A 23,915-nucleotide genomic window follows, 5' to 3' on the forward strand; every position below is an offset into this window, starting at 1 on the left:
TCCTCGGCTTCAGCCGTGCCCCGACCCGTCGATGCGGCCGCTGCTGTGAGCCGCATAGGCTCGCACCATGTCGTTGAACAGCTTGACGTCGATCGAGAACTGGCCCGTGCCCACCGCCGCGGCGGGCGTCGTACGAGCCGACGGGACCGTCCTCGGGACGCACGGCCCCGCCGGACACCGCTTTCCGCTCGCCTCGGTCACCAAGCCGCTGGCGGCCTACGCGGCGCTCGTCGCGTACGAGGAGGGCGCGATCGAGCTGGACGAGCCCGCCGGACCGCCCGGGGCGACCGTCCGGCACCTGCTCGCGCACACGTCCGGGCTGGCCTTCGACGAGCACAAGGTGATGGCGCCCCCCGGTGAGCGCCGCCTCTACTCCAACGCCGGGTTCGAGCAGCTCGGCGACCACATCGCCAAGGCGACGGACATTCCGTTCGCGGAGTATCTGCGGCAGGCGGTGCTGGAGCCGCTGGGGATGACGGCGACCTCGCTGGAGGGGTCCCCGGCGAAGGACGGTGTGTCGACGGTCGAGGACCTGCTGCGCTTCGCGGCCGAGGTGCAGGCGCCGCGCCTGCTGGATGTGCGCACCGTCGCGGAGGCGATGAGCGTGCAGTACCCGGGGACGAAGGGGGTGCTGCCGGGGTACGGGCACCAGAACCCGAACGACTGGGGGCTGGGCTTCGAGATCCGCGACGGCAAGTCACCGCACTGGACGGGGAGTTCCTGCTCGCCCCGCACCTTCGGGCACTTCGGGCAGGCCGGTACGTTCCTGTGGATCGACCCGGACGCGGGGCTGGCGTGCACCGCGCTCACGGACCGGGCGTTCGGGCCCTGGGCGATCGAGGCGTGGCCGGTGTTCACGGACGCGGTGCTGGCAGAGGCGCGCGACGGCAGTTGATCACTGTCGGATAGCCTCGCCGTGCATCACGGGAGCACAGTGACGGACCTCGGGGGAGTGTGATGGGCGGGCTCCAGAGCGACGGCCAGTTCCGGCCGTTGGAGAGCGGTGATCCTCAAGCGGTGGCGGGCTACCGGCTGGCGGCGCGGCTCGGTTCGGGCGGCATGGGCACGGTGTACCTGTCGTACACGCCCGGTGGCCATCCGATAGCGCTCAAGACCATCCGGCCGGAGCTGAGCGAGGACCCCGAGTTCCGCCGGCGGTTCCGGCAGGAGGTCCAGGCGGCCCAGCGTGTGCAGGGCCTGTACACCGCGCCGGTCATCGACTACGACACCGAAGGCGCGCGGCCCTGGCTGGCCACCGCCTATGTACCCGGCCCCTCGCTGGCGGCGGCCGTCGCCGAGCACGGCCCGCTCCCGGTGTCCACCCTCCTGCTGCTGATCGCGGGGGTGGCGGAGGCACTGACGGTCATCCACGGTGCGGGGATCGTGCACCGCGACCTCAAGCCGTCCAACGTGCTACTGGCCGACAACGGTCCCCGGGTCATCGACTTCGGCATCGCGCGTGCCACCGACGCCACCGCCCTCACCGGCACCGGCGTCTCGGTCGGCACCCCGGCCTTCATGTCGCCGGAGCAGGCCACCGGTCGCGAGATCACGCCTGCCTCCGACGTCTTCGCGCTCGGCCAGGTCGCCGCGTTCGCGGCCTGCGGTTCGGCAGCGTACGGCGAGGGACCCTCGCACGCCGTGCTGTACCGGATCGTCCACGAGAAGCCCGACCTCACCGGCCTGCCGGACGCCCTGGGGTTCGTCGACCGCTGCCTGGCGAAGGATCCGGCGGACCGGCCCTCCCCCGAGGAGGTCATCGCGCTGTGCCAGAACGCGTCGCCGGGCGGGCTGCGCCAGTCCGGCGCGTGGCTGCCCGAGGCGATCGGCACCCAGATCACCCAGCGTGTCTCGGCGTCCGCCGCACTGGCGGCCGACGCGGCGGCCGAGGCCATGCCCGGCGCGCAGCCCGCCATGCCCCCCGTGCCGCCCCAGGCACCACCGGCGACCGCACCGGGGACCCGGGCCACCGCCGCGATACCCGAGCCTGCGGCGACCGCTCCCGTGACCCGGCTCGACCGGCCGGCGCCGTACGCCGTCCCCACCGTGAGCGCGCCGTACACTCCGCCACCCGCACCGCCGTCGCCCGCGCCGGCGGCACCGTACGCGCCGCCTGCCGCTGCCTGGCCCGGGGCCCGGCCGCGGCCGGTCCGCGGGAACCGGACCGGCGTGATCGCCTCGGTCGTCGCGGCGGCGCTGGTCGTCGGCGTGGCGGGCGCGGTGTATCTGAGCAGAACGGCCGGTGACAGCACGAAGGGCGACGGCACGAGCGCCTCCGCGCAGGGTTCCGGCGCGCACTCCGGCCCGGTCTCGCACCCGGGCTCGGCCCCCGGCTCCGGTGCCCCCTCGACCCGGCCCGACCCCAAGCCGGTTGCCTTCAAGGGCATCAACATCCCCAAGGGCTACTGGGTGCGGTTCGCGGACTCGCCGCCGAAGCCGGTCCAGGAGGAAGAAGGCGCCAACGCCCGCTTCGGGGACAGCGCCGACTTCTACTACGACAACGACGCGTTCGTCTCCGACGACCAGACACCCGTCGTCGGCAGCAACAGCGAGGAGGTCGTGCTGCTGAACAACGCGGAGAAGGGCTCGCTGGCGACCTGCCGGAACGAGACCCGCTACGCCGAGGACATCCATCTCTCGCAGCTCAGCGCGGGCTCGCAGATCTGCGTGCACACCAAGGCCGGTCACATCGCGGTGGTCACCTACAAGGGGGCCGCGCCCCGCAACGGCCCCAGCGACTACATCTCGGTCGACATCACCGTCTGGCGCAACGCGGAGCAGCCCAGCGCCGACCAGTGAGCGCTCAGCCGGACAGCTCCCACACCAGCAGTTCGGCCCGGGTCACCCCCACCGCCTCCATGCCCCGGGCCCCGGTGATGCGGGCCGCGTCACCGGGGCCCAGCCGCTCGCCGGCCAGCCGGACATCGCCGCGTACGACGTGGACGTACACGTACGCGGCGTCCGGCACCGCCGTGCGCTCCCCCGGTTCCAGCCGCCTCACGTGCAGCAGCGCGCCCGCGGCCGGAAGTGCGTACGGGGTGGAGTCGGCAAGGCCGGGCACGACGGTGTACGACGGCTCACCGCCGGGCTCCAGAGGCGCCAGCCACATCTGGATGAAGGTCAACGGGGCGTCACCGTCGTTGCGCTCGACGTGCCGGACGCCCGCGGCCGAGCTGAGGTGCTGGACGTCGCCGGGGAGCACCCGGGTTTCGTGGCCCGTGGAGTCGCGGTGGGTCAGTTCGCCCTCGGCGACCCAGGTGACGATCTCGGTGTGGCTGTGCGGGTGCTCGTCGAAGCCGGCGCCGGGTGCGAGGCGTTCCTCGTTGCAGGCGATCAGCGTGCCGAAGCGCAGGTTGTCGGGGTCGTAGTGCGGCCCGAAGGAGAAGGCGTGCCACGACTCGATGCCGGCCTCCGCCTCCCCACCGCGGTAGCGCTCACCGGCGCGGCGTACGTCCATCACGGGACAACCGTAGACCTGCGGGAAACCGCGCACGCCCCTCAGCCCTGACCCGGCGGAACACGTCGGCGTCCGGATAAGGCAGTCTTGTCCCCGTGCCCGAACCCGAATCCCACCGCAGCGATCCCCACGCACACGTCGTCCACCCGCACGCCGCCACCCTCAAGCGGCTGGAGAAGTCCTCCGGGTCTCTTGCCGCGCAGGCCATCGCGCGGATGGACGAGACCCTGCCGTGGTACCGGGCCATGCCCCCGGAGAACCGTTCCTGGATCGGGCTGGTCGCCCAGGCGGGCATCGCGGCCTTCACCGAGTGGTTCCGGCACCCGGACGCCCCGCAGGCGATCTCCACCGATGTCTTCGGCACCGCCCCGCGCGAGCTGACCCGGGCCATCACGCTGCGGCAGACCGTGGAGATGGTGCGGACCACCATCGAGGTCATGGAGAGCGCCATCGACGAGGTGGCCGCTCCGGGGGACGAGAGCGTGCTGCGCGAGGCTCTGCTCGTGTACGCGCGGGAGATCGCCTTCGCCACCGCGCAGGTGTACGCCCAGGCCGCCGAGGCACGCGGTGCCTGGGACGCGCGGCTGGAGTCGCTCGTCGTCAACGCCGTGCTCAGCGGAGAGGCGGACGAGGGCGCCGTCAGCCGGGCCGCCGCCCTCGGGTGGAACTCGCCGGAGCATGTGTGTGTCGTGCTCGGGACCGCGCCCGACGGGGACAGCGAGCTGACCGTCGAGGCCATTCGGCGGGCCGCTCGGCACGCCAAGCTCCAGGTGCTCACCGGGGTCCTCGGGGACCGGCTCGTCGTCGTCGCCGGGGGAAGCAACAACCCGCTCGCCGTGGCCAAGTCACTGATCGGACCCTTCGCCGCCGGACCGGTCGTCGCGGGGCCCGTCGTACCCGATCTGCTGGCCGCCACCCGGTCCGCGCAGGCCGCCGCCGCGGGCCTGAAGGCGTGTTCGGCCTGGCAGGACGCCCCGCGGCCGGTGCTGGCGGACGATCTGCTGCCGGAGCGCGCGATCGCGGGCGATCCGAGCGCCCGCGAGCAGCTGGTGGAGGAGATCTACAGACCGCTGGAGGAAGCGGGCTCGGCGCTGCTGGAAACACTGAGTGTCTATCTGGAGCAGGCGAGCAGCCTGGAAGGCGCGGCCCGGATGCTTTTCGTTCACCCGAACACCGTGCGCTACCGGCTCCGACGTGTGACAGACGTCACCGGTTGGTCGCCGTCGGATGTACGATCCGCCTTCACACTGCGGATCGCGCTGATCCTCGGGCGTCTGGCCGACGGCGAGACCCAGGCATAGGGTTTTGTCGGGGCCCCACAAAAGCCCTTCGTGTTCTTCGTCCCTGTCCCCACGGGCGGCCGCAGCCGTCCCCAAGAGAGAGTGTGAGAGTGCTCGTACTCGTCGCTCCCGGCCAGGGCGCCCAGACGCCCGGCTTCCTGACCCCCTGGCTCGAACTGCCCGGCGCCGCCGACCGTGTGGCTGCCTGGTCGGACGCCATCGGACTGGACCTGGTCCACTACGGCACCCAGGCCGACGCCGACGCCATCCGCGACACCGCGGTGGCCCAGCCACTGCTGGTGGCCGCCGGCATCCTGTCCGCCGCGGCACTCGGTGACATCTCCGAGATCGCCCCGGGCGCCGTCGCCGGTCACAGCGTCGGTGAGATCACCGCCGCCGCCTTCGCGGGCGTGCTGGACGACACCGCCGCGCTCGGCCTGGTCCGCAAGCGGGGTCTGGCGATGGCCGACGCCGCCGCGATCACCGAGACCGGCATGTCGGCGCTGCTCGGCGGTGACCCCGAGACCTCGGTCGCGCACCTGGAGAAGCTCGGTCTGACCCCGGCGAACATCAACGGCGCGGGCCAGATCGTCGCCGCGGGCACGCTGGAGCAGCTGGCCGCGCTGAACGAGGACAAGCCGGAGGGCGTCCGCAAGATCGTCGCGCTGAAGGTCGCCGGCGCCTTCCACACCCGCCACATGGCTCCCGCCGTCGAGACGCTGGCCAAGGCCGCCGCGGAGCTCACGCCCGCCGACCCCAAGGTCACCTACGTCTCCAACAAGGACGGACGGACCGTCGCCACCGGCGCCGAGGTGCTGGACCGGCTGGTCGGCCAGGTCGCCAACCCCGTGCGCTGGGACCTGTGCATGGAGACCTTCAAGGAGCTGGGCGTCACCGCGCTCGTCGAGGTGTGCCCGGGCGGCACCCTGACCGGCCTGGCCAAGCGGGCCCTGCCCGGCGTGACCACGCTGGCCCTGAAGACCCCCGACGACCTCGACGCGGCCCGCGCGCTCATCGCAGAGCACGCCGGCGCCTAAGGAGCCGTACATGGCAAAGATCAAGCCCAGCAAGGGCGCCCCGTACGCGCGCATCCTCGGTGTCGGCGGCTACCGGCCGACCCGGGTGGTGCCCAACGAGGTGATCCTGGAGAAGATCGACTCGTCCGACGAGTGGATCCGTTCGCGCTCCGGCATCGAGACCCGGCACTGGGCCGGTCCCGAGGAGACCGTGGCCGCGATGTCGATCGAGGCGGCCGGCAAGGCGATCGCGGACGCCGGCATCGGCGCCGAGCAGATCGGCGCCGTGGTCGTCTCGACGGTCTCGCACTTCAGCCAGACCCCGGCCGTCGCCACCGAGATCGCCGACAAGCTGGGCACGGACAAGGCCGCCGCCTTCGACATCTCGGCCGGCTGCGCGGGCTTCGGCTACGGCCTGACCCTCGCCAAGGGCATGGTGGTGGAAGGTTCCGCCGAGTACGTGCTCGTGATCGGCGTGGAGCGGCTCAGCGACCTGACCGACCTGGAGGACCGGGCCACGGCCTTCCTGTTCGGCGACGGCGCGGGCGCGGTCGTCGTCGGCCCCTCGCAGGAGCCGGCCATCGGCCCGACCGTCTGGGGTTCCGAGGGCGACAAGTCCGAGACGATCAAGCAGACCGTCCCCTGGAACCGGTTCCGCATCGGTGACGTCGCCGAGCTGCCCCTGGACAGCGAGGGCAACGTCAAGTTCCCCGCCATCACGCAGGAGGGCCAGGCGGTGTTCCGCTGGGCCGTGTTCGAGATGGCGAAGGTCGCCCAGCAGGCGCTGGACGCGGCCGGGATCAGCCCGGAAGAGCTGGACGTCTTCATCCCGCACCAGGCCAACGTGCGGATCATCGACTCGATGGTGAAGACCCTCAAACTGCCGGAGCACGTCACGGTCGCCCGTGACATCCGCACCACCGGCAACACCTCGGCCGCCTCGATTCCGCTCGCAATGGAGCGGCTCCTGGCGACCGGGGAGGCGAAGAGCGGCGACACCGCGCTCGTCATCGGCTTCGGGGCGGGTCTCGTCTACGCCGCCACGGTCGTTACCCTCCCCTAGGCACTCCGTGCCGGATCTTGTGTCCGGCAGGGGGGACAACTGCCACAAACCGACTGGAACATCGAAGAAGGAGCGCCTGACATGGCCGCCACTCAGGAAGAGATCGTCAAGGGTCTCGCCGAGATCGTGAACGAGATCGCTGGCATCCCGGTTGAGGACGTCCAGTTGGACAAGTCCTTCACCGACGACCTGGACGTCGACTCGCTGTCCATGGTCGAGGTCGTCGTCGCCGCCGAGGAGCGCTTCGACGTGAAGATCCCGGACGAGGACGTCAAGAACCTCAAGACCGTCGGCGACGCGACCGACTACATCCTCAAGCACCAGGCCTGAGCCACCCCTCTGTCCTGAAGGCTGCAAGGCCCCGCCACCCGGCGGTGGCGCCGTAGAATCCCGCATCTGTTGGAGAAAGAATTCCCGTGAGCCCGACCAATCGCACCGTGGTCGTCACCGGTATCGGCGCAACCACACCGCTGGGTGGCGACGCAGCCTCGACCTGGGAGGGTCTGATCGCCGGCAAGTCCGGTGTGAAGCCCCTGGAGCAGGACTGGGCGGCCGATCAGGCCGTCAAGATCGCGGCCCCGGTCGCCGTGGAGCCCACCGAGGTCATCCCGCGGCCGCAGGCGCGCAAGCTGGACCGCTCGGCGCAGTTCGCGCTGATCGCGGCTCAGGAGGCCTGGCAGGACGCCGGCTTCACCGGCAAGGCCGGCGAGGACGGCTCCATCGACCCCGACCGGCTGGGCGCGGTCATCGCCTCCGGCATCGGCGGTGTGACGACCCTGCTGGACCAGTACGACGTGCTCAAGGAGAAGGGCGTCCGCCGCGTCTCCCCGCACACCGTCCCCATGCTGATGCCGAACGGCCCCTCGGCCAACGTGGGCCTGCTCGTGGGCGCCCGTGCGGGCGTGCACACGCCGGTCTCCGCGTGCGCCTCCGGCGCCGAGGCCATCGGCTACGGCATCGAGATGATCCGCACCGGCCGCGCCGACGTCGTCGTCGCCGGCGGTACGGAGGCGGCCATCCACCCGCTGCCGATCGCCGCGTTCGGCAACATGATGGCGATGTCCAAGAACAACGAGGACCCGCAGGGCGCCTCGCGTCCCTACGACGTCGACCGCGACGGCTTCGTCCTCGGCGAGGGCGCCGGCGTGATCGTCCTGGAGTCCGCCGAGCACGCCGCGAAGCGCGGGGCGCGCGTCTACGCGGAGGCCGTCGGGCAGGGCATCTCCGCCGACAGCCACGACATCGTGCAGCCGGAGCCCGAGGGCCGCGGCATCTCGCACGCACTGCAGAACCTGCTGGACAACACCGACCTGAACCCGGCCGAGATCGTGCACGTCAACGCGCACGCCACCTCGACGCCGGCCGGTGACATCGCCGAGCTGAAGGCGCTGCGCAAGGTGTTCGGCGACGACACGGACCACATGGCGGTCTCCGCGACCAAGTCGATGACCGGGCACCTGCTCGGTGGCGCGGGCGGCGTGGAGTCGGTCGCGGCCGTGCTCGCGCTGTACCACCGGGTGGCGCCGCCGACGATCAACATCGAGAACATCGACCCCGAGGCGGAGGCCAACGCGGATGTCGTCCGCGGGGAGGCCCGCAAGCTTCCGGTCGAGGGCCGTATCGCCGCGCTGAACGACTCGTTCGGCTTCGGCGGCCACAACGTGGTCCTGGCGTTCCGGACCGTCTGAGAACGTGAGTGAGGGCCCCTGCCGAACGGCAGGGGCCCTTTCTCATGCACAGCCGCAGGGACTCACACCACCTGGTGCAGCCAGCGGACCGGGGCGCCCTCGCCCGCGTACCTGAAGGGCTCCAGTTCGTCGTCCCAGGGCTTTCCGAGGAGCTTGGCGATCTCGGCCTCCAGGTCCGTCTCCCCGCGCTGGGAGCGCGTCAGCGCCGCGCGGAGGCGGTCCTCGGGGATGAGGATGTCACCGTGGATGCCGGTGACGGCGTGGAAGATGCCGAGGTCGGGAGTGCAGCTGTAGCGCTCGCCCTCGGCGGTCGCACAGGGCTCCGCGGTGACCTCGAAGCGGAGCAGGTGCCAGCCGCGCAGTGCCGAGGCCAGCTTGGAGGCCGTGCCCGCCTCGCCCTGCCAGGAGAACTCCGAGCGCCAGGTGCCGGGGGCCGCGGGCTGCCGGATCCAGTCGAGGTTGACGCGCGTGCCGAGCACCCCGGCGATGGCCCACTCGACGTGCGGGCACAGCGCGCGCGGCGCGGAGTGCACGTACAGAACTCCACGTGTCGTCACCGGAACCTCCGGGCAGAGCGGGACATCTTGCGGACTGGCTGGCGGCAGTGGCACGACGGCCGCGTTGATGGCGAGGCTACCCTGCGGCGGTGCAAGGAGTGTGACGTACCGTCGCTCCCGGTGCCAGGAAACCTTCGCCATTCACCCAGGGGGACGCTTGTACGGGGGTGCTCCGTTCCAAGGTGCCAGGTCGGGAACCCTCGCACGTTGTTATGGAAAGAAGCACCGAAAGCACCGGATTCGACGACGAGGGGATCACCAGGGGATGCGGAAGCGAAGCAGCCGTGGGCGGGCCGCTGCCGCCGTCGTGGCCGCGGCCGTGCTGGGCGCCGCCGGGTGCGACGCCGGGAACGGCAGTTCGCCCGCGCCTGAGGGCACCAAGGCGCGCGCCGCCAGGCCCGCGCCGGTGTGGAACCGCAGCCCGGACTCGATCGCCGCGGTCGGTGACTCCATCACGCGCGGCTTCGACGCGTGCACGGTGCTGTCGGACTGCCCCGAGGTGTCGTGGGCGACGGGCAGCGACGCGAAGGTCGACAGCCTGGCGGTGCGCCTGCTCGGGGTCACGGGCGCCGCGGAGCACAGCTGGAACTACGCCGAGACCGGTGCCCGCATGGCGGACCTGCCGGGACAGATGGCCCGGGCGGCCGCCCGCGGCCCGGAGTTGGTGACGGTGATGGTGGGCGCGAACGACGCCTGCCGTGCGTCGGCGTCGGCGATGACCCCGGTGGCCGACTTCCGCGCGGACTTCGAGGAGGCGCTGCACACCCTGCGTGCGGCACGGCCGAAGACGCAGGTGTACGTGGCGAGCGTGCCGAACCTGAAGCGGCTGTGGTCCGAGGGCCGGGCCAATCCGCTGGGCAAGCAGGTGTGGAAGCTCGGCATCTGTCCGTCGATGCTGTCCGACGCGGACGACCTGACCAGCGCGGCCACGCTGCGCCGCGACCAGGTGCAGCAGCGGGTGGTGGAGTACAACAGGGTGCTGAAGGAGGTCTGCGCCAAGGACCGCCGCTGCCGTTTCGACAACAACGCGGTCTACGACTACCGCTTCGGCACCGACCAGCTCAGTCACTGGGACTGGTTCCACCCCAGCAGGGACGGCCAGGCGCGGCTCGCGGCGATCGCGTACCGGACGATCATCGCGCCCCGCCCGGTCGCCTAGGACACCAGGTGCCGGACCGGAGGGCCGTCCGCTAGCTGGTCTCGCCGCGCATCCGTCTGGCCGCCTTGGCCAGCAGGGACATCGCGCCGCCGCAGATCAGCAGCGTGCAGCCGCCGATGGCGATCCCGGGGAGGTCCAGGCCCTTGATGCCCTCCCCCGTCACCGTCACAGCCAGCACGAAGATGATCGAGTACAGGCTCCGCCCCACCTTCGCCCCGGCCGGAATCACCTGGAGCAGCTGCGGAATGGTGCTCGCGGCGGCCAGCGCCATCCCGAACGGCAGGGCGGCGCCCAGCGACAGCGCACCGAAGCCCAGCGAATTGCCGTACGCACCCCAGCCGGCGCCCTTGTAGAGCAGATAGCCGGTCGCGGCGAGGGACAGCAGGACCAGCAGGCCGTTGAGATAGGCGGCCTGTGTCGCGGCCTTGCGGGCGCCGGGCAGATGAGCGGCCGGGGAGCGCCAGGCGTCGGCCGTGACGAGCCGCAGCTGCCGCTTGAGGGCCTGCATCTGCAGCAGCGAGAAGACGCCGAAGGCCAGCAGGCCCAGTCCGGCGAGCGCCGCGACGAAGCCGAGGGGCTTCTGTGTGATGCCGTAGTGGGCACCGCCGAAGGTGAGCGGGATGCCGAGGACCATGCCGTAGGCCATCGGCTTGGACTTGGCCTGGATCTTCAGCGCCAGATCACGCTGGGCCGGGCTGAGGCCGGGGTCCAGCCGCATCCGTCCCTCACCGACGTGCTGGGCGGGCGGCTGGGGGGACTGCTGCGGAGGGTACGGCTGCTGGGGCGGGCAGGGCTGCTGCGGGTATCCCTGGGGCGGGTACGGCTGCTGCGGATACGGCTGTTGGTACTGCGGCGGCTGCCCGTACGGGCCCGTCGGCTGCTGTGGGCCGTACGGCCCCGGCGGCTGGCCTGGATACACGATGTCTCTCCCCCGTGCCCGGTGTCTTCCGGTGTTCGCGGGCCGGGAGTCTATCCGTACCCGCAGGTGACGAGCCCCGGTCCAGGGGTCAGGTCCCGGACCGGGGCTGCTCGTGGGGGTCTTGTCCCGGATCAGACGTTAATCGGCGCGGCGAGCCTGCGGTCCGCGATCGAGCGTCCGACGGCGATCTCGTACGAACCCTTCACAACCGACCACGTCTTCGCCTCCTCGTCCCAGACCTCGAAGGCGCGGCGCGGCAGGGCGACCGTCACCTCGACGCTCTCGCCGGGACCGGCCTCGGCGGAGGCGAAGCCGGCCAGTTGCCGGGCCGGGCGCTCGGGGCCGGGCCCGGCCGGGGCGACGTAGAGCTGGACGACCTCCCGGCCTGGGCGCTCGCCCGTGTTGCGCAGGCGGATGCGCGCGGTGGTGCCGTCGAGGTCCAGGGACTCGTAGGTCCAGTCGGTGTAGCCGAGGCCGTGGCCGAACGGGTAGGCCGGGGTGCGGGCGGACCTCTCCCAGGCGCGGTAGCCGATGAACACACCCTCCGCGTAGGGAAGTTCCCCGTCGGTGGGGACGACCTGGGTGACCGGGGCGTCGGCCAGGGAGCCCCAGGTGGTGGGGAGGCGGCCGCCGGGCTCGTGGGTACCGGTGAGGACGTCGGCGAGGGCGGCGCCGCCCTCCTGGCCGGGGAACCAGCCGAGCAGGACGGCGGCGACCTCGTCGCGCCAGGGCAGTTCGACCGGGGAGCCGGAGTTGACGACCACGACCGTGCGGGGGTTGGCGGCGGCGACCGCGCGTACCAGGTCGTCCTGGCGGCCGGGGAGCTTCAGGTCCGTGCGGTCGAAACCCTCGGACTCGACACGGTCGGTGGTGGCGACCACGACGACGGCCGTGTCGGCGTTCCGCGCCGCCCGGGCGGCCTCGGCGATCAGTTCGTCGGGGTCGCGCTGCGGCTCGGCGTGGGCGAGCGCGAAGGTGACGACCTTCATGGGGATGTCCTCGGGGAGCTGGACGACGTGGGTGAGGGAGACGTCGACCGGCTCGCCGGCGGTGAGTTCGGCCTGGGCGCGGGGGACGGGGGCGCCGAAGAAGGCCTCGAAGGGGTCGTCCTTGTCGGGGCGCTGGACGTCGTCGTAGTACGTCGTACCGTCGATGGTGAGGGTGAAGGGGCCCGTGCCCTTGATGCCGAAGGTGTGCGGGCCGGTCACGCGCGGGGTGAAGGTGCCGGTGAGCTCGACGGTGTGCAGGGTGTCGTGGGTGACGCCCTCGGGCAGGTCGGAGCCCATCCACTGGATGTGGCCGTTCGGGGCGGAACGGGTGCCGATGACATCGCCGTCAGTGTCGCGGCAGACGGCGCCGAGCCGGAACCCCTGGTCGGCGACGGCGAGTTCGGTGGCCGGGTCCGCGCCCACGGCATAGGTGAGGGTGCCTTCGGGGAGTGCGGCGGTGAGGCCGTCGAGCGGGGAGACGATCCGGGCCGGGAAGACGGTGGCCGAGCCGCCGCCCAGGACGCGGGCGTCGCGGGCGGCGGCGCCGATCAGAGCCACTGTGCCGTTCGGTTTCAGCGGGAGGGCGTTGTTCTCGTTGCGGACGAGGACGAAGGAGCGGCGGGCGATCTCGCGGGCGAGGGCCTCGCCGTCGACGGGCGCGGGGGGTTCGGCCACGACGGGTTCGGCGCCGTCGAGGATCCCGACGCGGGCGGCGAGCCGCAGGACCCGGCGTACGGCCGCGTCGACGGTGGCCTCGGCGACCTTGCCGTCCCGGACGGCCTGGGCGAGGGCTTCGCCGTAGACGGTCCGCGGTCCGGGCATGGCCACGTCCAAGCCGCCCTCGATGGCACGGACGGTGTCCCGGGCGGCCGCCCAGTCGGAGACGTTGAAGCCGTCGAAGCCCCATTCGCCGCGCAGGACTTCGTTGACCAGGTGGTGGTGCTCGGTCATCGTCGTGCCGTTGACCGTGTTGTAGGCGGTCATGACGCCCCAGGGGCGGGCGTTCTCGACGATGGCCTCGAACGGGGCCAGGTACAGCTCGCGCAGGGCGCGTTCGGGGACGACGTTGTCGACGGTGAAGCGGTCCGTCTCGGCGTCGTTGGCGACGAAGTGCTTGACGGTGGTGCCGACACCGCCGGACTGGACGCCGGTGACATAGCCGCTGCCGATCACGCCGGTGAGATACGGGTCCTCGCTGTAGCACTCGAAGTGCCGGCCCCCGAGTGGCGAACGGTGCAGGTTCACGGTCGGGGCGAGGAGCACATGGACGCCCTTGCGGCGGGCCTCCTGGGCGAGCAGCACACCCGCCCGGCGGGCGAGTGCGGGGTCCCAGGTGGCGGCGAGCGCGGTGGGCGAGGGCAGGGCGACGGACGGGTCGTCGGCGGTCCAGCGCACGCCGCGCACGCCGATCGGGCCGTCGGACATCACCAGGGACTGCAGTCCGATCCCCGGCAGCGCGGGCAGGGTCCACATGTCCTGGCCGGCCAGCAGCCGTGCCTTGTCATCGAGGCCGAGCTTGCCGAGAGCGGCCTCGACGACCGCCTCGCGCGCCCTGTCGGCCGGGGTGGGCTGGGATCCCGCCATCGCGGTGCCTCCTCGGGTGTAGGTCCGTGCAGCGTGCCTCCATCGTGCACGGGTCACCTGTAGAGAGGTAGGTTTCGTTATCCTGCCGTTACATTCAAGGGCTGCGGATGTCGTACGGTGAGCGTCATGAAGGCGAGGGTCAGGAGCGAGGAGCGGCGCGCCGAGATCGTCGGGGCGGCGCTGGAGGTGATCGCCGAGCGCGGTTACCGGGGCGCGAGCCTCGGCGCGGTCGCCGAGCGCGTCGGGCTCACCCAGCAGGGGTTGCTGCACCACTTCCCGACCAAGAACGCCCTGCTGGTGGCCGTCCTTCAGGAGCGCGACCGGTGGGACGCGGTACCGGACTCGCAGTGGCGGGTGGATCTGCTGGCCTCCCTGGTGGAGTACAACGCGATGCGCCCGGCGATCGTCCAGACCTTCTCGGCACTGCTCGGCGAGAGCGTGACGGAGGACCATCCGGCGCGGGAGTACTTCACCGAGCGGTACACGCGGGTACGGGAGTCCATGGCGGCGGTGCTGCGGACCGAGTACGGCGACAGCCTGCCGAACGGGCTCACACCGGAACGGACCGCTCCGCTGCTGGTGGCCGTCATGGACGGGCTGCAGTACCAGTGGCTGCTGGACCCCGAATCGGTCGACATGCCGGGGGCGTTCCGGGACTTCCTGCGGTTGCTGGGCGAACCGGTGGACCGAGGACCGCAGGCCTGGGCGTGACTCAGTGCCGGCACCGGCCGCCGCGTCCGTGCGCCCGGACGTCGCCCTGCTGCCGGTGCACCCCGAGGACGCCCCGCCGCTCAGTGCGACGGCGCGAGCGCGAGGCTGACGCCGAGGCCGGCCAGGACGGAGCCGATGACCTTGTTGAGGATCTTCTGGCCGCGCAGCATCAGGGACCGCATGCGGGCCTGCGAGAAGAACGCGGCGACCACGCCGAACCACAGCAGGTGGGCGAGCGACATGAACAGGCCGTAGCCCGCCTGCTCGTAGAGCGGGGTGTCCGGGCTGACGACCTGGGCGAAGGTGGAGACGACGAAGAGTGTCGTCTTCGGGTTGAGCACATTGGTGAGGAAGCCGGTGCGCAGCGCGGCGAACGGGGTGAGCTCGCGCCGGTCGTCCAGGTCGATCCTGAGCTCGCCGCGGGTGCGGTAGGTGCGGATACCGACGTGGACCAGGTAGGCCGCGCCGATCAGCTTGATCACCGTGAACAGGGCGGTGGAGGAGGCGATCAGCAGGCCGACGCCGAGCAGGGTGTAGGTGACGTGGACCAGGACGCCGGCAGCGACGCCCGCGGCTGCGAGCAGGCCGGTGCGGCGGCCGTGGAGATAGCTGTTGCGGACGATCATCGCGAAGTCGGCGCCCGGGGCGATCACCGCGAGGACCGTGATGACGGCGACGGCGAGTATCTGGGTCATGGGGTGACGTCCTCCGGTTGAGGCTCCCCGTCGGGAGCGGAGTCGTCGTCGGCGCTGTTCTCACCCAGCAGGTCGCGCGCGAGCAGCGTCGCGCCCGCGACCGCGCCCGGCATCAGGAACACCGCGACGAAAGGGACCAGGAAGGCCAGGCCGAGGGGCGTGCCGAAGCCCCAGACCAGGGTCTTGCGGGAGCGGAGCAGGGCGAGCCGGGCGCGCAGTTCCACGCCCCGGCGCTGGAGGGCAACGGCGGTCAGTTCCTCGGCGAGGAAGAAACCGGTGACGAAGAAGCCGAGCACGGGTACGACGGTCTGACCGACGAACGGCAGGAAGCCGAGGGCGAAGAGCAGCACGCCCCACAGCGCGGCCCGCACCAGGACGCGCAGGCTGTCGCGGGCGGAGATCCACAGCTCGCGCCAGAGCGGCAGGTCCGAACGCGGGGCGGTGCCGTCGGGCGAGACGTCGGCGTCGACCTGCTCCGAGAGGCTCTCGTAGAAGGGCTGGCCGATCAGCAGGGTGACGGCCGTGAACGTCAGCACGGCCAGCAGCAGGCCGAGGGCGAACAGGACGACTGTCAGAAAGCCGCGGAACAGGCCCTGCCAGGGGCTGGACCAGTCGTCCGCGAACGGGGTCGCCCAGGTGACCGCGTCCTCGCCCCACACGGCGAGCGCGACCAGCGCGGCCGAGTAGAGGACCAGGGTGACCAGCCCCGGCAACAGCCCGAAGCCGTACTGGCGGCCGTGCCGGGCCATCCAGCGCTGCCCCTTCAGCAGATGACCGAATCCCGCCCCAAGATCGCGCATGGCGGGAACTCTACCGACTCTCAGCCGGCCAGCATGCGGCGCAGCAGATCGCGCAGGGAGCGGCGCTCGTCCACGGAGAGGCCGGCCAGGGGTTCGCGGGCGAAGTGGAGGCCCTCGCGGAGGTCGCGGGCCACCTGCAGGCCTTCGTCGGTGGCGGCGGCCACCTTCACCCGGCGGTCGGCCGGGTCGGGGCGGCGCTCGACCAGCCCCCGGGACTCCAGGCGGTCCACTATGCCCGTCACGTTCGACGGCTCGCACTTCAGCTTGTGCGCCAGCTTCCGCATGGGCAGCGGCTCCACCGACAGCAGACTGAGGAGCCTGGCCTGCGGTCCGGTCAGTGCGTGCTCGCCCGCCGCTTCCTCGTAGTCCGCGTAGAAGCGGGCCACCACGTCTCCGATGAGTTCGACGACCTCCATCGTCAGGGCGTCGGGGCGGTGGGTCTTCGGTGGTGTGGCCATACCCGCCAGAATACCCGCTTACTTGACATCCTGAAATATCGAAGCGCATGGTTGTTTCAGGTACTGAAGTAATCAGGAAAGGCGCTGTCATGATCAACCGCGAGTGGCACCTGCTCAGCCGTCCCGTCGGCTGGCCGAAGCCCGAGGACTTCGCGCTCGTCGAGACGCCGGTCCCCACGCCGGGCGAGGGTCAGGTGCTGGTACGGAACAAGTTCCTCTCCGTGGACCCGTACATGCGCGGCCGGATGTCGGCGGCCAAGTCGTACGTCGCCCCCTTCGAGCTGGGCAAGGTCATGCAGGGCGGCGCGGTCGGCGAGGTGATCACCTCCCACGCCGAGGGCATCGAGGCCGGCGACCACGTCCTGCACTTCTTCGGCTGGCGCGAGTACGCGGTCGTGGACGCGAAGAACGCGGTGAAGGTGGACCCCGAGGCCGCGCCCCTGTCGACGTACCTCGGCGTCCTCGGCATGACCGGCCTCACCGCCTACGCCGGCCTGCTGCGCACCGCCTCCTTCAAGGAGGGCGACATCGTCTTCGTCTCCGGCGCGGCCGGTGCCGTCGGCAGCCAGGTCGGGCAGCTCGCCAAGCTCATGGGCGCCTCGCGGGTCATCGGCTCGGCCGGGTCGGACGAGAAGGTCAAGCTGCTGGTCGAGGAGTACGGCTTCGACGCGGCGTTCAACTACAAGAACGGCCCGGTCGCCGAGCAGCTGCGCGAGGCCGCACCCGACGGCATCGACGTGTACTTCGACAACGTCGGCGGGGACCACCTGGAGGCCGCGATCGGTTCGCTGAACCAGGGCGGACGCATCGCGGTCTGCGGCATGATCTCGGTCTACAACGACACCGAGCCCGCACCCGGCCCGCGGAACCTCGCCCGCCTCATCCAGACCCGGGGCCGCATCGAGGGCTTCCTGGTCGGCGACCACTACGACCTGCAGCCGCAGTTCGTCCAGCAGGTCGGACCGTGGGTCGCCGCGGGGCGGCTCAAGTACCGCGAGACGGTCGTCGAGGGCATCGAGAACAACCTGGAGGCGTTCCTCGGGGTCCTGCGGGGCGACAACATCGGGAAGATGATCGTCAAGCTCTAGCCTTCACTGAATTTCCGGCATGCGGTAACTTCATTCCGAAATCCGTCGTCGATCGTGGGCGCGAGTCGCGGCGGACCGAGGAGGAAGACAACCGCATGCCCATCACGCAGTCCGACGTCCTGTACACCGCCGTCGCCACCGCCGAGAACGGCCGTGACGGCCGGGTCGCCACGGATGACGGCCGACTCGACGTCGTCGTGAACCCGCCGAAGGAGATGGGCGGCAGCGGGTCCGGGACCAACCCGGAGCAGCTGTTCGCCGCCGGTTACAGCGCGTGCTTCCAGGGGGCGCTGGGAGTCGTCGCCCGGCAGGAGGGGGCCGATGTCTCCGGGTCGACCGTCACCGCGAAGGTCGGGATCGGCAAGAACGACGACGGATTCGGGATCATCGTGGAGATCTCGGCGAGCATCCCCGGCGTTTCCGCCGAGGTGGCGCGGGAGCTGGTCGAGAAGGCTCACCAGGTGTGCCCGTACTCGAAGGCGACGCGCGGGAACATCACCGTGACGCTGGTCTGAGGACCGTCGTTTCCACTGCGGCAGCCGCATCCTTGGACGTGGGGTGCGGCTGCTGTGTTGTGCGTCTGCCGGGTACGGCGGGCCGTCGGGTGCGGGTCCGTTGTGGATTCTCGCGCGCTATCCCGCGCCCCTGGGGCCTCTCAGCCGGCCAGCGCCGCCTTGTGGACCGCCCTCACCAACCCGTCGTTCTCCGGTGCCGCACCGCCCGGAAACGCCATGCGGCGGCGCGTGTAGCCGTACGCCAGGCCGCTGCGCGGGTCGGCGAAGGCCTGGGAGCCGCCTGCGCCGCTGTGACCGAAGGTGCCGGCGCCCAGGACGGGGTGCCACACGTCGGCGGTCGCCTGGAAGCCGAGGCCGAACGACCTGTGGGTGCGGGCCACCAGGTCGTAGCCGACGGAGTGGATCTGGCCCACCTCGGCGACCGTGTCGGGCTTGAGCAGCGGTGGCCGGTCGTCCAGTTCGCTGATCGCCGCCGCATACATCTTCGCGAGACCCCGCGCGGAGGCGACTCCGCCCGCCGACGCCGGCCCTTTGGCCCGTACGAGGCGGGAGTTGGCGTAGTCGGCCAGGGTGCCCGGCTCCGGGACGTGGGCGTTGAAGGCGATGGAGGTCAGGGTGTGCGGGCCGGTCGGCTGGGCGTCCAGCAGGGCCTGCTGCTCGGGGGTCGGGAGCATCGGCTGGACCGGGCGGAAGCGGGGCTCCTCGGACTCGGGCAGGCCCAGGAAGAAGTCCGTGCCGTACGGGGCGCGCACCCGCTCCTCGTACACCTCCTGGAGGGTGCGGCCCGTGGCCCGGCGGACCACCTCTCCGGTGAGCGCGCCGATCACCAGCGCGTGGTAGCCGAAGGCCGTCCCCGGGCGCCAGAACGGCTTCTGGTCGGCGAGCCGTTCGGCCAGCGCCCGGTCGTCGGCCAGCTCCTCGGCGGAGAACCCGGCGTCGATGCCGACCAGGCCCGCCCGGTGCGCCAGCAGGTCCCGGAGGGTCACCGCGCCCTTGCCCTCCGCGCCGAACTCGGGCCAGTAGTAGGTCACTTTGCGGTCCAGCTCCAGCGTGCCGTCCTGCACCAGGAGCGCGACCACGAGATGCGCCGCTCCCTTGGTGGACGAGAACACGCCGTACAGCGAGTCCGCCTCCGCGCCCGCCCACAGGTCGACGACCCGCCGCCCGTGCACATACGCGCACAACTGGCCCTCGTAGTCGTCCCGTTCTGCGGCGACGAAGGCGGCGAACTCCTCACGCACCGCCTCGAAACCGTCGGCGACCGTGCCCTGGACGGTGATCTGCTGCGTCATCGCTCTCCTCAACTGAGCCGCTGCTCGCTGCTCCCTCTCAGGACAACGCCCGTTCCCGCTCGGGGCGTTCCCGAGACCGGTACGGCGCGATGTACCTGTTCGACTCAACCGTCGTGAGCGGCCGGGGGTGTCATCGATGCCCCGGATGGCGGATGGCGCGGGGTGGTGCGCGCTCGCGCGCTCGGGCTCAGGTGCACCACCACAGGAAACGCGTGCAGGTCCTGGTGGGCGCGGGCGTCGGGGAGGGGGCGGACGTCGGCGGGGCGCTGGACGGACTGGGGGCCGGTCCGGACGTGGCGTGGGTCGCCGGGGCCTTGGGGGGCGCGCCGGAACCCGTCGCGGCGGTCGGCCGTGCCGTGCCGGCGTCCTTGGCGTCGGGCGACGCGGAGTCCTTGTCCTTGGGGGACTTGGAGGCCGAGGCGGAGGCCGAGGCGTCCGGGGAGGGGGAGCCGGCCGCGCCCGGCCGGGTGCCGGAGGCGCCGGCGACCGGGTCGGCCGTGGTACCGGGCGACGCGGAGGCGGTGCCGCCGTCGGCCGCGGTGTCCGAGGCCGGGTCCGGCCGGCCGCTGGTGAAGGGCGAGAAGGGCGCGTCCGTGCCGAGTTCGGCGAGGCTGAGGCCACCGGCGGCCAGCACGAAGCCCGCGGCGACGAGCAGGGCGCGGCGGCGCCGGCGCCGGTGTGCCGCGGCCTTGCGGTCCCGGCGGCTGGCGTCGGCGTCGGCGGGGCTCACGCCGGCGGTGCCCCGTGCCCTGCGCCGGGCGGCCCGGCCGCCGGACTCGGGATCGAGGTCGGGCTCGGTGTCGGGCTCGTGTCCGGGGTCCGGCCCGGGGTCGTGTCCGGACTCGGGGGTCGGGTCGCTGTCGGCCGGGGGCCCGGTCTCCGCTTCCGGCACCCAGGCCTCTTGCCGCTCGGATCCCTTCGGCCACACCACCTGTTCCGGACCGGCCGGTCCGTACTGCTGGGGGATGCGGTACTCGTGGGACTCGGGCTGCGCGTACTGCTGAGGGACGCCGTACCCCGGCATCTCACCCGTGCCCGCGTGCGCGTACGCGACCGTCGCTTCCGCGGCGGGGCGCGCCGGTGCTCCGCACCCGGGGCAGGCCAGGGCGCCGTTGAGGTGCCGTTGGCACGGGTAGCAGTAGTCCATGACGCCGGAAGACTAGATTCCCCATGGGTCATGTTCCTAGGCACCGCTGTGAAGGTTTCGTAGAAAGCGAAATAATTCTCGAAAGGCTTGTCGAAACCGTTACCTGTTCCACCCATTGACACTCCGGCCGCCCCGTCCTTACTGTCACGCCAGCATTTCGAACGTGTGACGAAATATCGAACAGCTGAGGGGCAACTGCCGTGCGCATCACCGGAATCAGCACCCACGTGGTCGGCACGCCGTGGCGCAACCTGACCTACGTCCAGGTGCACACCGACGAGGGGGTCACGGGAGTCGGCGAAACCCGGATGCTCGGTCACACCGACGCGCTGATCGGCTACTTGCGGGAGGCCGAGGCCAATCACATTCTCGGCTCGGATCCGTTCGCCGTCGAGGACCTCGTACGCCGGATGAAGTACGGCGACTACGGCCGTGCGGGTGAGATCGTCATGTCCGGCATCGCGGTCGTCGAGATGGCCTGCTGGGACATCAAGGGGAAGGCGCTGGGCGTGCCGGTGTGGCAGCTGCTCGGCGGCAAGGTGACCGACAGGGTCAAGGCGTACGCCAACGGGTGGTACACGACCGAGCGAACGCCGGAGGCGTATCACAAGGCCGCCCAGGGGGTGATGGAACGCGGATACAGGGCGCTCAAGATCGACCCCTTCGGCACCGGCCACTTCGAGCTGGACCACGAGCAGACGCTGTACGCGGTGTCGCTCATCGAGGCCGTGCGCGACGCCATCGGCCCGGACGCCGAGCTGATGCTGGAGATGCACGGCCGCTTCTCCCCCGCGACCGCCGTCCGGCTGGCCAAGGAGATGGCCCCCTTCAAGCCGGCCTGGCTGGAGGAGCCGGTCCCGCCGGAGAACCTGAAGGCGCTGGAGAAGGTCGCGGCCAAGGTGGACATCCCGGTCGCCACCGGTGAGCGGATCCACGACCGGATCGAGTTCCGCGAGCTGTTCGACAGCCAGGCCGTGGACATCCTGCAGCCCGACGTCGGCCACATCGGCGGCATCTGGGAGACCCGCAAGCTCGCGGCGACCGCCGAGACGCACTACATGCTGGTCGCGCCGCACAACGTGGGAGGGTCCGTCCTCACCGCCGCGAGCCTCCAAGTCGGCTTCACCACGCCGAACTTCAAGATCCTTGAGCACTTCAACGACTTCGCGGATGCGGAGATCAAGAAGGTGGTCAAGGGGGCGCCGCAGGTCGTGGACGGGTACTTCCACCTGTCCGACGCGCCCGGCCTCGGCGTCGAGCTCGACGTCGACGCCGCCGCCGGGTTCCCGCAGCAGCAGGCCCGGTTCGACCTGTGGGCCGAGGGCTGGGAGCAGCGCAAGCCGAAGGGCACGAAGTGAGTTCCCGGGCTTGCCAGGTCGTCATCGAGGCGCCGGGCGCCCACCGGGTCGAGGAGCACACTCCTCGTGATCCCGGTCCCGGGGAGGCACTGGTGGCCGTGCACGCGGTGGGCATCTGCGGCAGTGACCGCGAGGTGTACCAGGGCAACCGGCCCGAAGGGTTTGTACGGTATCCGCTCATCCCCGGGCACGAGTGGTCGGGGACGGTCTCGAAGGTGGGGCCGGGAGTCCCCGCGTCCCTCGTCGGCCGCAAGGCCGTCGGGGAGGGCTTCCGCAACTGCCAGGTGTGCGACCGCTGTCACGCGGGCGAGACCACGCTGTGCACGGCCGGGTACGAGGAGACCGGATTCACCCGGCCGGGCGCCATGGCCGGCACGCTGACCCTGCCGGCCCGGCTGCTGCACGCCCTGCCGGACCACGCCGACCTCACCGCCGCCGCCCTGCTGGAGCCGGCCGCCTGCATCGCGGCCGCCGCGCTCAAGGCGGGCGGCCGGCCGGGCGAACGGGTCGCGGTGGTCGGCACGGGCACGCTCGGGATGTTCGCCGTGCAGTTCCTGAAGGCGGTCTCACCGGCCGAGCTGCTGGTGGTGGGCACGCGCGACGACCGGAAGGCACTGTCGGAGCGGTTCGGCGCCACCGACTTCCGGCTGAAGGAGCAGGAGCTGCCCGACGACTTCGACGTCGTCATCGAGACCGCCGGGTCCGCGTCCGCCGCGCGGACCGCCGCCGCGCTGCTCCGGCGCGGCGGCCGGCTGGTGCTGACCGGCATCCCGGCGCCGGGCGCCGACGGGCTCGACCCGACCGATCTCGTCGTACGGCAGCTGGAGGTGCACACCGTCTTCGGGGCGCCGCCGGACGCCTGGGCGCACACCGTGCGGGTGTTCGGCGCGGGGCTGCTGGATCCGCTGCCGCTGGTCACGCACGAGCTGCCGCTGACCAAGTTCCCGCAGGCCATCGAGCTGGTGGGGGCCGGTGATCCGAAGGTGGGCAAGGTGCTGCTCCGGCCCTAGGGGTGAGCCGGTCAGGGCGTGACCTGACGGTGCCCCGACCGGCGTACCACCCGCTTTTTTTCGCGGAGCCGCCCAGGCCGCTCTCCACCCGCAGCCGCGAACCTCGTTCGAAATCACGAACACTCAGGACACTGGACCCTAAGGACAGCTTGTGACCGACGCTTCCGCTCCGGCAGCCCGCAGGCCCGGCGAGCAGGTGCTCGCCCGCCTCGGCCTGGCCGCGCCCGCCCTCGACCCCGCCGACGCCTCCGCCCACAGCTTCCCGGGCGGCGGTCGCTGGCGCACCGAGATCCCCTCGTGCGAGGGTCCCGAAGCGCTGGCGGTCGTCCTGAAGGAAGCCTCCCGTCTCGATGTGCCGATCCACCGGATCAGCCAGGGCAGCGGCGTGTGGATGCTCACCGACGCCGAGATCACCGAGATGGTCGAGGCCACCGCCGCACGCGACATCGAACTCTGCCTGTTCACCGGCCCGCGCGGCACCTGGGACATCGGCGGCGCCGTACGGTCCGACTCGCGGGGGGCCGGAGTGCGGGCGCGGGGCCACGACGCCGTCGCCGGATGCGTCGAAGACGCCGTAAGGGCAACGGAGCTGGGCGTCAGGTGCCTGCTGGTCGCCGACGAGGGTGTGCTGTGGACCCTGCACCGGGCCCGTGAGACGGGGATCATCCCGGCCGACACCACCCTGAAGGTCTCGGCGCTGATCGGCCCCGTCAACCCGGCCTCGTACGCCGTGTACGAGCGGCTGGGCGCCGACTCCGTCAACGTGCCCAGCGACCTGACGCTGGACCACCTCACCGAGATCCGGCGGGTGTCCCGCGCCCCGATGGACATGTACATCGAGGCCCCCGACGACCTCGGCGGCTATGTGCGCATGTACGAGGTCGCCGAGCTGATCCGGCGCGGCGCCCCGCTCTATCTGAAGTTCGGCCTGTCCAAGGCGCCCGGCATCTACCCGTGGGGCACCCACCTGCGGAACGTGACCCTGCACACCGCCCGGGAGCGGGTGCGGCGCGGCCGGCTCGCCCTGGACCTGCTCGCCCGGCACGGCGCGGACGGCGACATGGCGCCGCTCGGCTCCCGGCTGCCCGGCCCGCTCAACCGCTTCCCCATCACCGCGTAGCCCTCTCAA

General features: G+C 71.7%; 22 protein-coding genes and 1 pseudogene. 14 read left to right on the forward strand and 9 right to left on the reverse strand.

Going from position 1 to position 23,915, the window contains the following annotated elements; genetic code table 11:
- The first annotated feature begins 67 nt into the window (after positions 1-67).
- Both ACIGXP_RS25105 and ACIGXP_RS25110 read left to right on the forward strand, forming a co-directional pair.
- The gene (locus ACIGXP_RS25105; RefSeq protein WP_399771721.1) at positions 68-895 is read left to right on the forward strand and encodes a serine hydrolase domain-containing protein; all 828 of its coding nucleotides are present in this window, start codon (positions 68-70) and stop codon (positions 893-895) included.
- Between the two features lie 62 nt (positions 896-957).
- Entirely contained in the window at positions 958-2,799 is a 1,842-nt protein-coding gene (locus ACIGXP_RS25110; protein WP_399771723.1) for a serine/threonine-protein kinase, read from the forward strand.
- A gap of 4 nt (positions 2,800-2,803) precedes the next feature.
- On the opposite strand, the gene ACIGXP_RS25115 is transcribed toward ACIGXP_RS25110, so the two are convergent.
- The gene (locus tag ACIGXP_RS25115) at positions 2,804-3,457 is read right to left on the reverse strand and encodes a pirin family protein (protein WP_399772104.1); all 654 of its coding nucleotides are present in this window, start codon (positions 3,455-3,457) and stop codon (positions 2,804-2,806) included.
- A gap of 95 nt (positions 3,458-3,552) precedes the next feature.
- Here ACIGXP_RS25115 and fasR point away from each other — a divergent pair, with 95 nt between their 5' ends.
- From fasR to ACIGXP_RS25140, 5 genes are all read left to right on the forward strand, one after another.
- Entirely contained in the window at positions 3,553-4,758 is a 1,206-nt protein-coding gene (gene fasR / locus ACIGXP_RS25120) for a fatty acid biosynthesis transcriptional regulator FasR (protein ID WP_363217536.1), read from the forward strand.
- 89 nt (positions 4,759-4,847) lie between these two features.
- Positions 4,848-5,774, forward strand: coding sequence for an ACP S-malonyltransferase (locus tag ACIGXP_RS25125; protein WP_363217534.1), 927 nt, complete (start codon positions 4,848-4,850; stop codon positions 5,772-5,774).
- A 10-nt stretch (positions 5,775-5,784) separates the two neighbouring features.
- Entirely contained in the window at positions 5,785-6,816 is a 1,032-nt protein-coding gene (locus ACIGXP_RS25130) for a ketoacyl-ACP synthase III (RefSeq protein ID WP_363217533.1), read from the forward strand.
- A gap of 81 nt (positions 6,817-6,897) precedes the next feature.
- Positions 6,898-7,146 (forward strand): acyl carrier protein, encoded by a 249-nt coding sequence (locus tag ACIGXP_RS25135; protein WP_067123645.1) that lies wholly within the window; start codon positions 6,898-6,900, stop codon positions 7,144-7,146.
- 86 nt (positions 7,147-7,232) lie between these two features.
- The gene (locus ACIGXP_RS25140) at positions 7,233-8,504 is read left to right on the forward strand and encodes a beta-ketoacyl-[acyl-carrier-protein] synthase family protein (RefSeq protein ID WP_399771728.1); all 1,272 of its coding nucleotides are present in this window, start codon (positions 7,233-7,235) and stop codon (positions 8,502-8,504) included.
- A 62-nt stretch (positions 8,505-8,566) separates the two neighbouring features.
- Here the strand turns inward: ACIGXP_RS25140 and ACIGXP_RS25145 are convergent, their stop codons facing one another.
- Positions 8,567-9,061 carry a DUF3145 domain-containing protein gene (locus tag ACIGXP_RS25145; RefSeq protein ID WP_363217531.1) on the reverse strand — a complete coding sequence of 165 codons (495 nt, stop codon included), beginning with the start codon at positions 9,059-9,061 and terminating at the stop codon, positions 8,567-8,569.
- Between the two features lie 265 nt (positions 9,062-9,326).
- Here ACIGXP_RS25145 and ACIGXP_RS25150 point away from each other — a divergent pair, with 265 nt between their 5' ends.
- Positions 9,327-10,220: an SGNH/GDSL hydrolase family protein gene (locus ACIGXP_RS25150; protein ID WP_399771731.1), complete on the forward strand. Its 894-nt coding sequence runs from the start codon at positions 9,327-9,329 to the stop codon at positions 10,218-10,220.
- Between the two features lie 31 nt (positions 10,221-10,251).
- Here ACIGXP_RS25150 and ACIGXP_RS25155 read toward each other — a convergent pair whose 3' ends face one another.
- Both ACIGXP_RS25155 and ACIGXP_RS25160 read right to left on the reverse strand, forming a co-directional pair.
- Entirely contained in the window at positions 10,252-11,139 is an 888-nt protein-coding gene (locus ACIGXP_RS25155) for a hypothetical protein (RefSeq protein WP_399771734.1), read from the reverse strand.
- A 131-nt stretch (positions 11,140-11,270) separates the two neighbouring features.
- A complete protein-coding gene (locus ACIGXP_RS25160; protein ID WP_399771736.1) occupies positions 11,271-13,712 on the reverse strand; it encodes a beta-glucosidase H in 2,442 nt (813 codons plus the stop codon).
- A gap of 107 nt (positions 13,713-13,819) precedes the next feature.
- Between ACIGXP_RS25160 and ACIGXP_RS25165 the strand changes: the two are divergent.
- Positions 13,820-14,423, forward strand: a pseudogene (locus ACIGXP_RS25165) (TetR/AcrR family transcriptional regulator).
- 80 nt (positions 14,424-14,503) lie between these two features.
- Here ACIGXP_RS25165 and ACIGXP_RS25170 read toward each other — a convergent pair.
- Genes ACIGXP_RS25170 through ACIGXP_RS25180 form a run of 3 tightly spaced genes read right to left on the reverse strand, consistent with a single transcriptional unit; the run spans position 14,504 to position 16,376 of the window.
- Positions 14,504-15,118: a LysE family translocator gene (locus ACIGXP_RS25170; RefSeq protein ID WP_399771739.1), complete on the reverse strand. Its 615-nt coding sequence runs from the start codon at positions 15,116-15,118 to the stop codon at positions 14,504-14,506.
- Positions 15,115-15,918: an EI24 domain-containing protein gene (locus ACIGXP_RS25175; protein ID WP_399771742.1), complete on the reverse strand. Its 804-nt coding sequence runs from the start codon at positions 15,916-15,918 to the stop codon at positions 15,115-15,117. The genes ACIGXP_RS25170 and ACIGXP_RS25175 overlap by 4 nt, the downstream gene beginning before the upstream one ends.
- A gap of 20 nt (positions 15,919-15,938) precedes the next feature.
- Positions 15,939-16,376, reverse strand: a complete 438-nt coding sequence (locus ACIGXP_RS25180; RefSeq protein WP_363217524.1) for a MarR family transcriptional regulator — start codon at positions 16,374-16,376, stop codon at positions 15,939-15,941.
- Positions 16,377-16,465: 89 nt separating this feature from the next.
- Between ACIGXP_RS25180 and ACIGXP_RS25185 the strand changes: the two genes are divergently transcribed.
- Both ACIGXP_RS25185 and ACIGXP_RS25190 read left to right on the forward strand, forming a co-directional pair.
- Entirely contained in the window at positions 16,466-17,464 is a 999-nt protein-coding gene (locus tag ACIGXP_RS25185) for an NADP-dependent oxidoreductase (RefSeq protein ID WP_363217523.1), read from the forward strand.
- Positions 17,465-17,559: 95 nt separating this feature from the next.
- Complete coding sequence (locus ACIGXP_RS25190; protein ID WP_363217522.1) at positions 17,560-17,979, forward strand: organic hydroperoxide resistance protein; 420 nt, start codon at positions 17,560-17,562, stop codon at positions 17,977-17,979.
- A gap of 140 nt (positions 17,980-18,119) precedes the next feature.
- Here the strand turns inward: ACIGXP_RS25190 and ACIGXP_RS25195 are convergent, their stop codons facing one another.
- Positions 18,120-19,271 (reverse strand): serine hydrolase domain-containing protein, encoded by a 1,152-nt coding sequence (locus tag ACIGXP_RS25195; protein ID WP_399771746.1) that lies wholly within the window; start codon positions 19,269-19,271, stop codon positions 18,120-18,122.
- Positions 19,272-19,458: 187 nt separating this feature from the next.
- Entirely contained in the window at positions 19,459-20,418 is a 960-nt protein-coding gene (locus ACIGXP_RS25200) for a hypothetical protein (protein ID WP_399771749.1), read from the reverse strand.
- Between the two features lie 200 nt (positions 20,419-20,618).
- Here ACIGXP_RS25200 and ACIGXP_RS25205 point away from each other — a divergent pair, with 200 nt between their 5' ends.
- From ACIGXP_RS25205 to ACIGXP_RS25215, 3 genes are all read left to right on the forward strand, one after another.
- Positions 20,619-21,776 carry a mandelate racemase/muconate lactonizing enzyme family protein gene (locus ACIGXP_RS25205; RefSeq protein WP_399771751.1) on the forward strand — a complete coding sequence of 386 codons (1,158 nt, stop codon included), beginning with the start codon at positions 20,619-20,621 and terminating at the stop codon, positions 21,774-21,776.
- Positions 21,773-22,786: a zinc-binding dehydrogenase gene (locus ACIGXP_RS25210; RefSeq protein ID WP_399771754.1), complete on the forward strand. Its 1,014-nt coding sequence runs from the start codon at positions 21,773-21,775 to the stop codon at positions 22,784-22,786. The genes ACIGXP_RS25205 and ACIGXP_RS25210 overlap by 4 nt, the downstream gene beginning before the upstream one ends.
- A 151-nt stretch (positions 22,787-22,937) precedes the next feature.
- Positions 22,938-23,906, forward strand: a complete 969-nt coding sequence (locus ACIGXP_RS25215) for a hypothetical protein (RefSeq protein WP_399771756.1) — start codon at positions 22,938-22,940, stop codon at positions 23,904-23,906.
- Positions 23,907-23,915 lie beyond the last annotated feature (9 nt).

Origin of the sequence: Streptomyces sp. NPDC053069, from assembly GCF_044546895.1 — a bacterium.
Classification (GTDB): domain Bacteria; phylum Actinomycetota; class Actinomycetes; order Streptomycetales; family Streptomycetaceae; genus Streptomyces.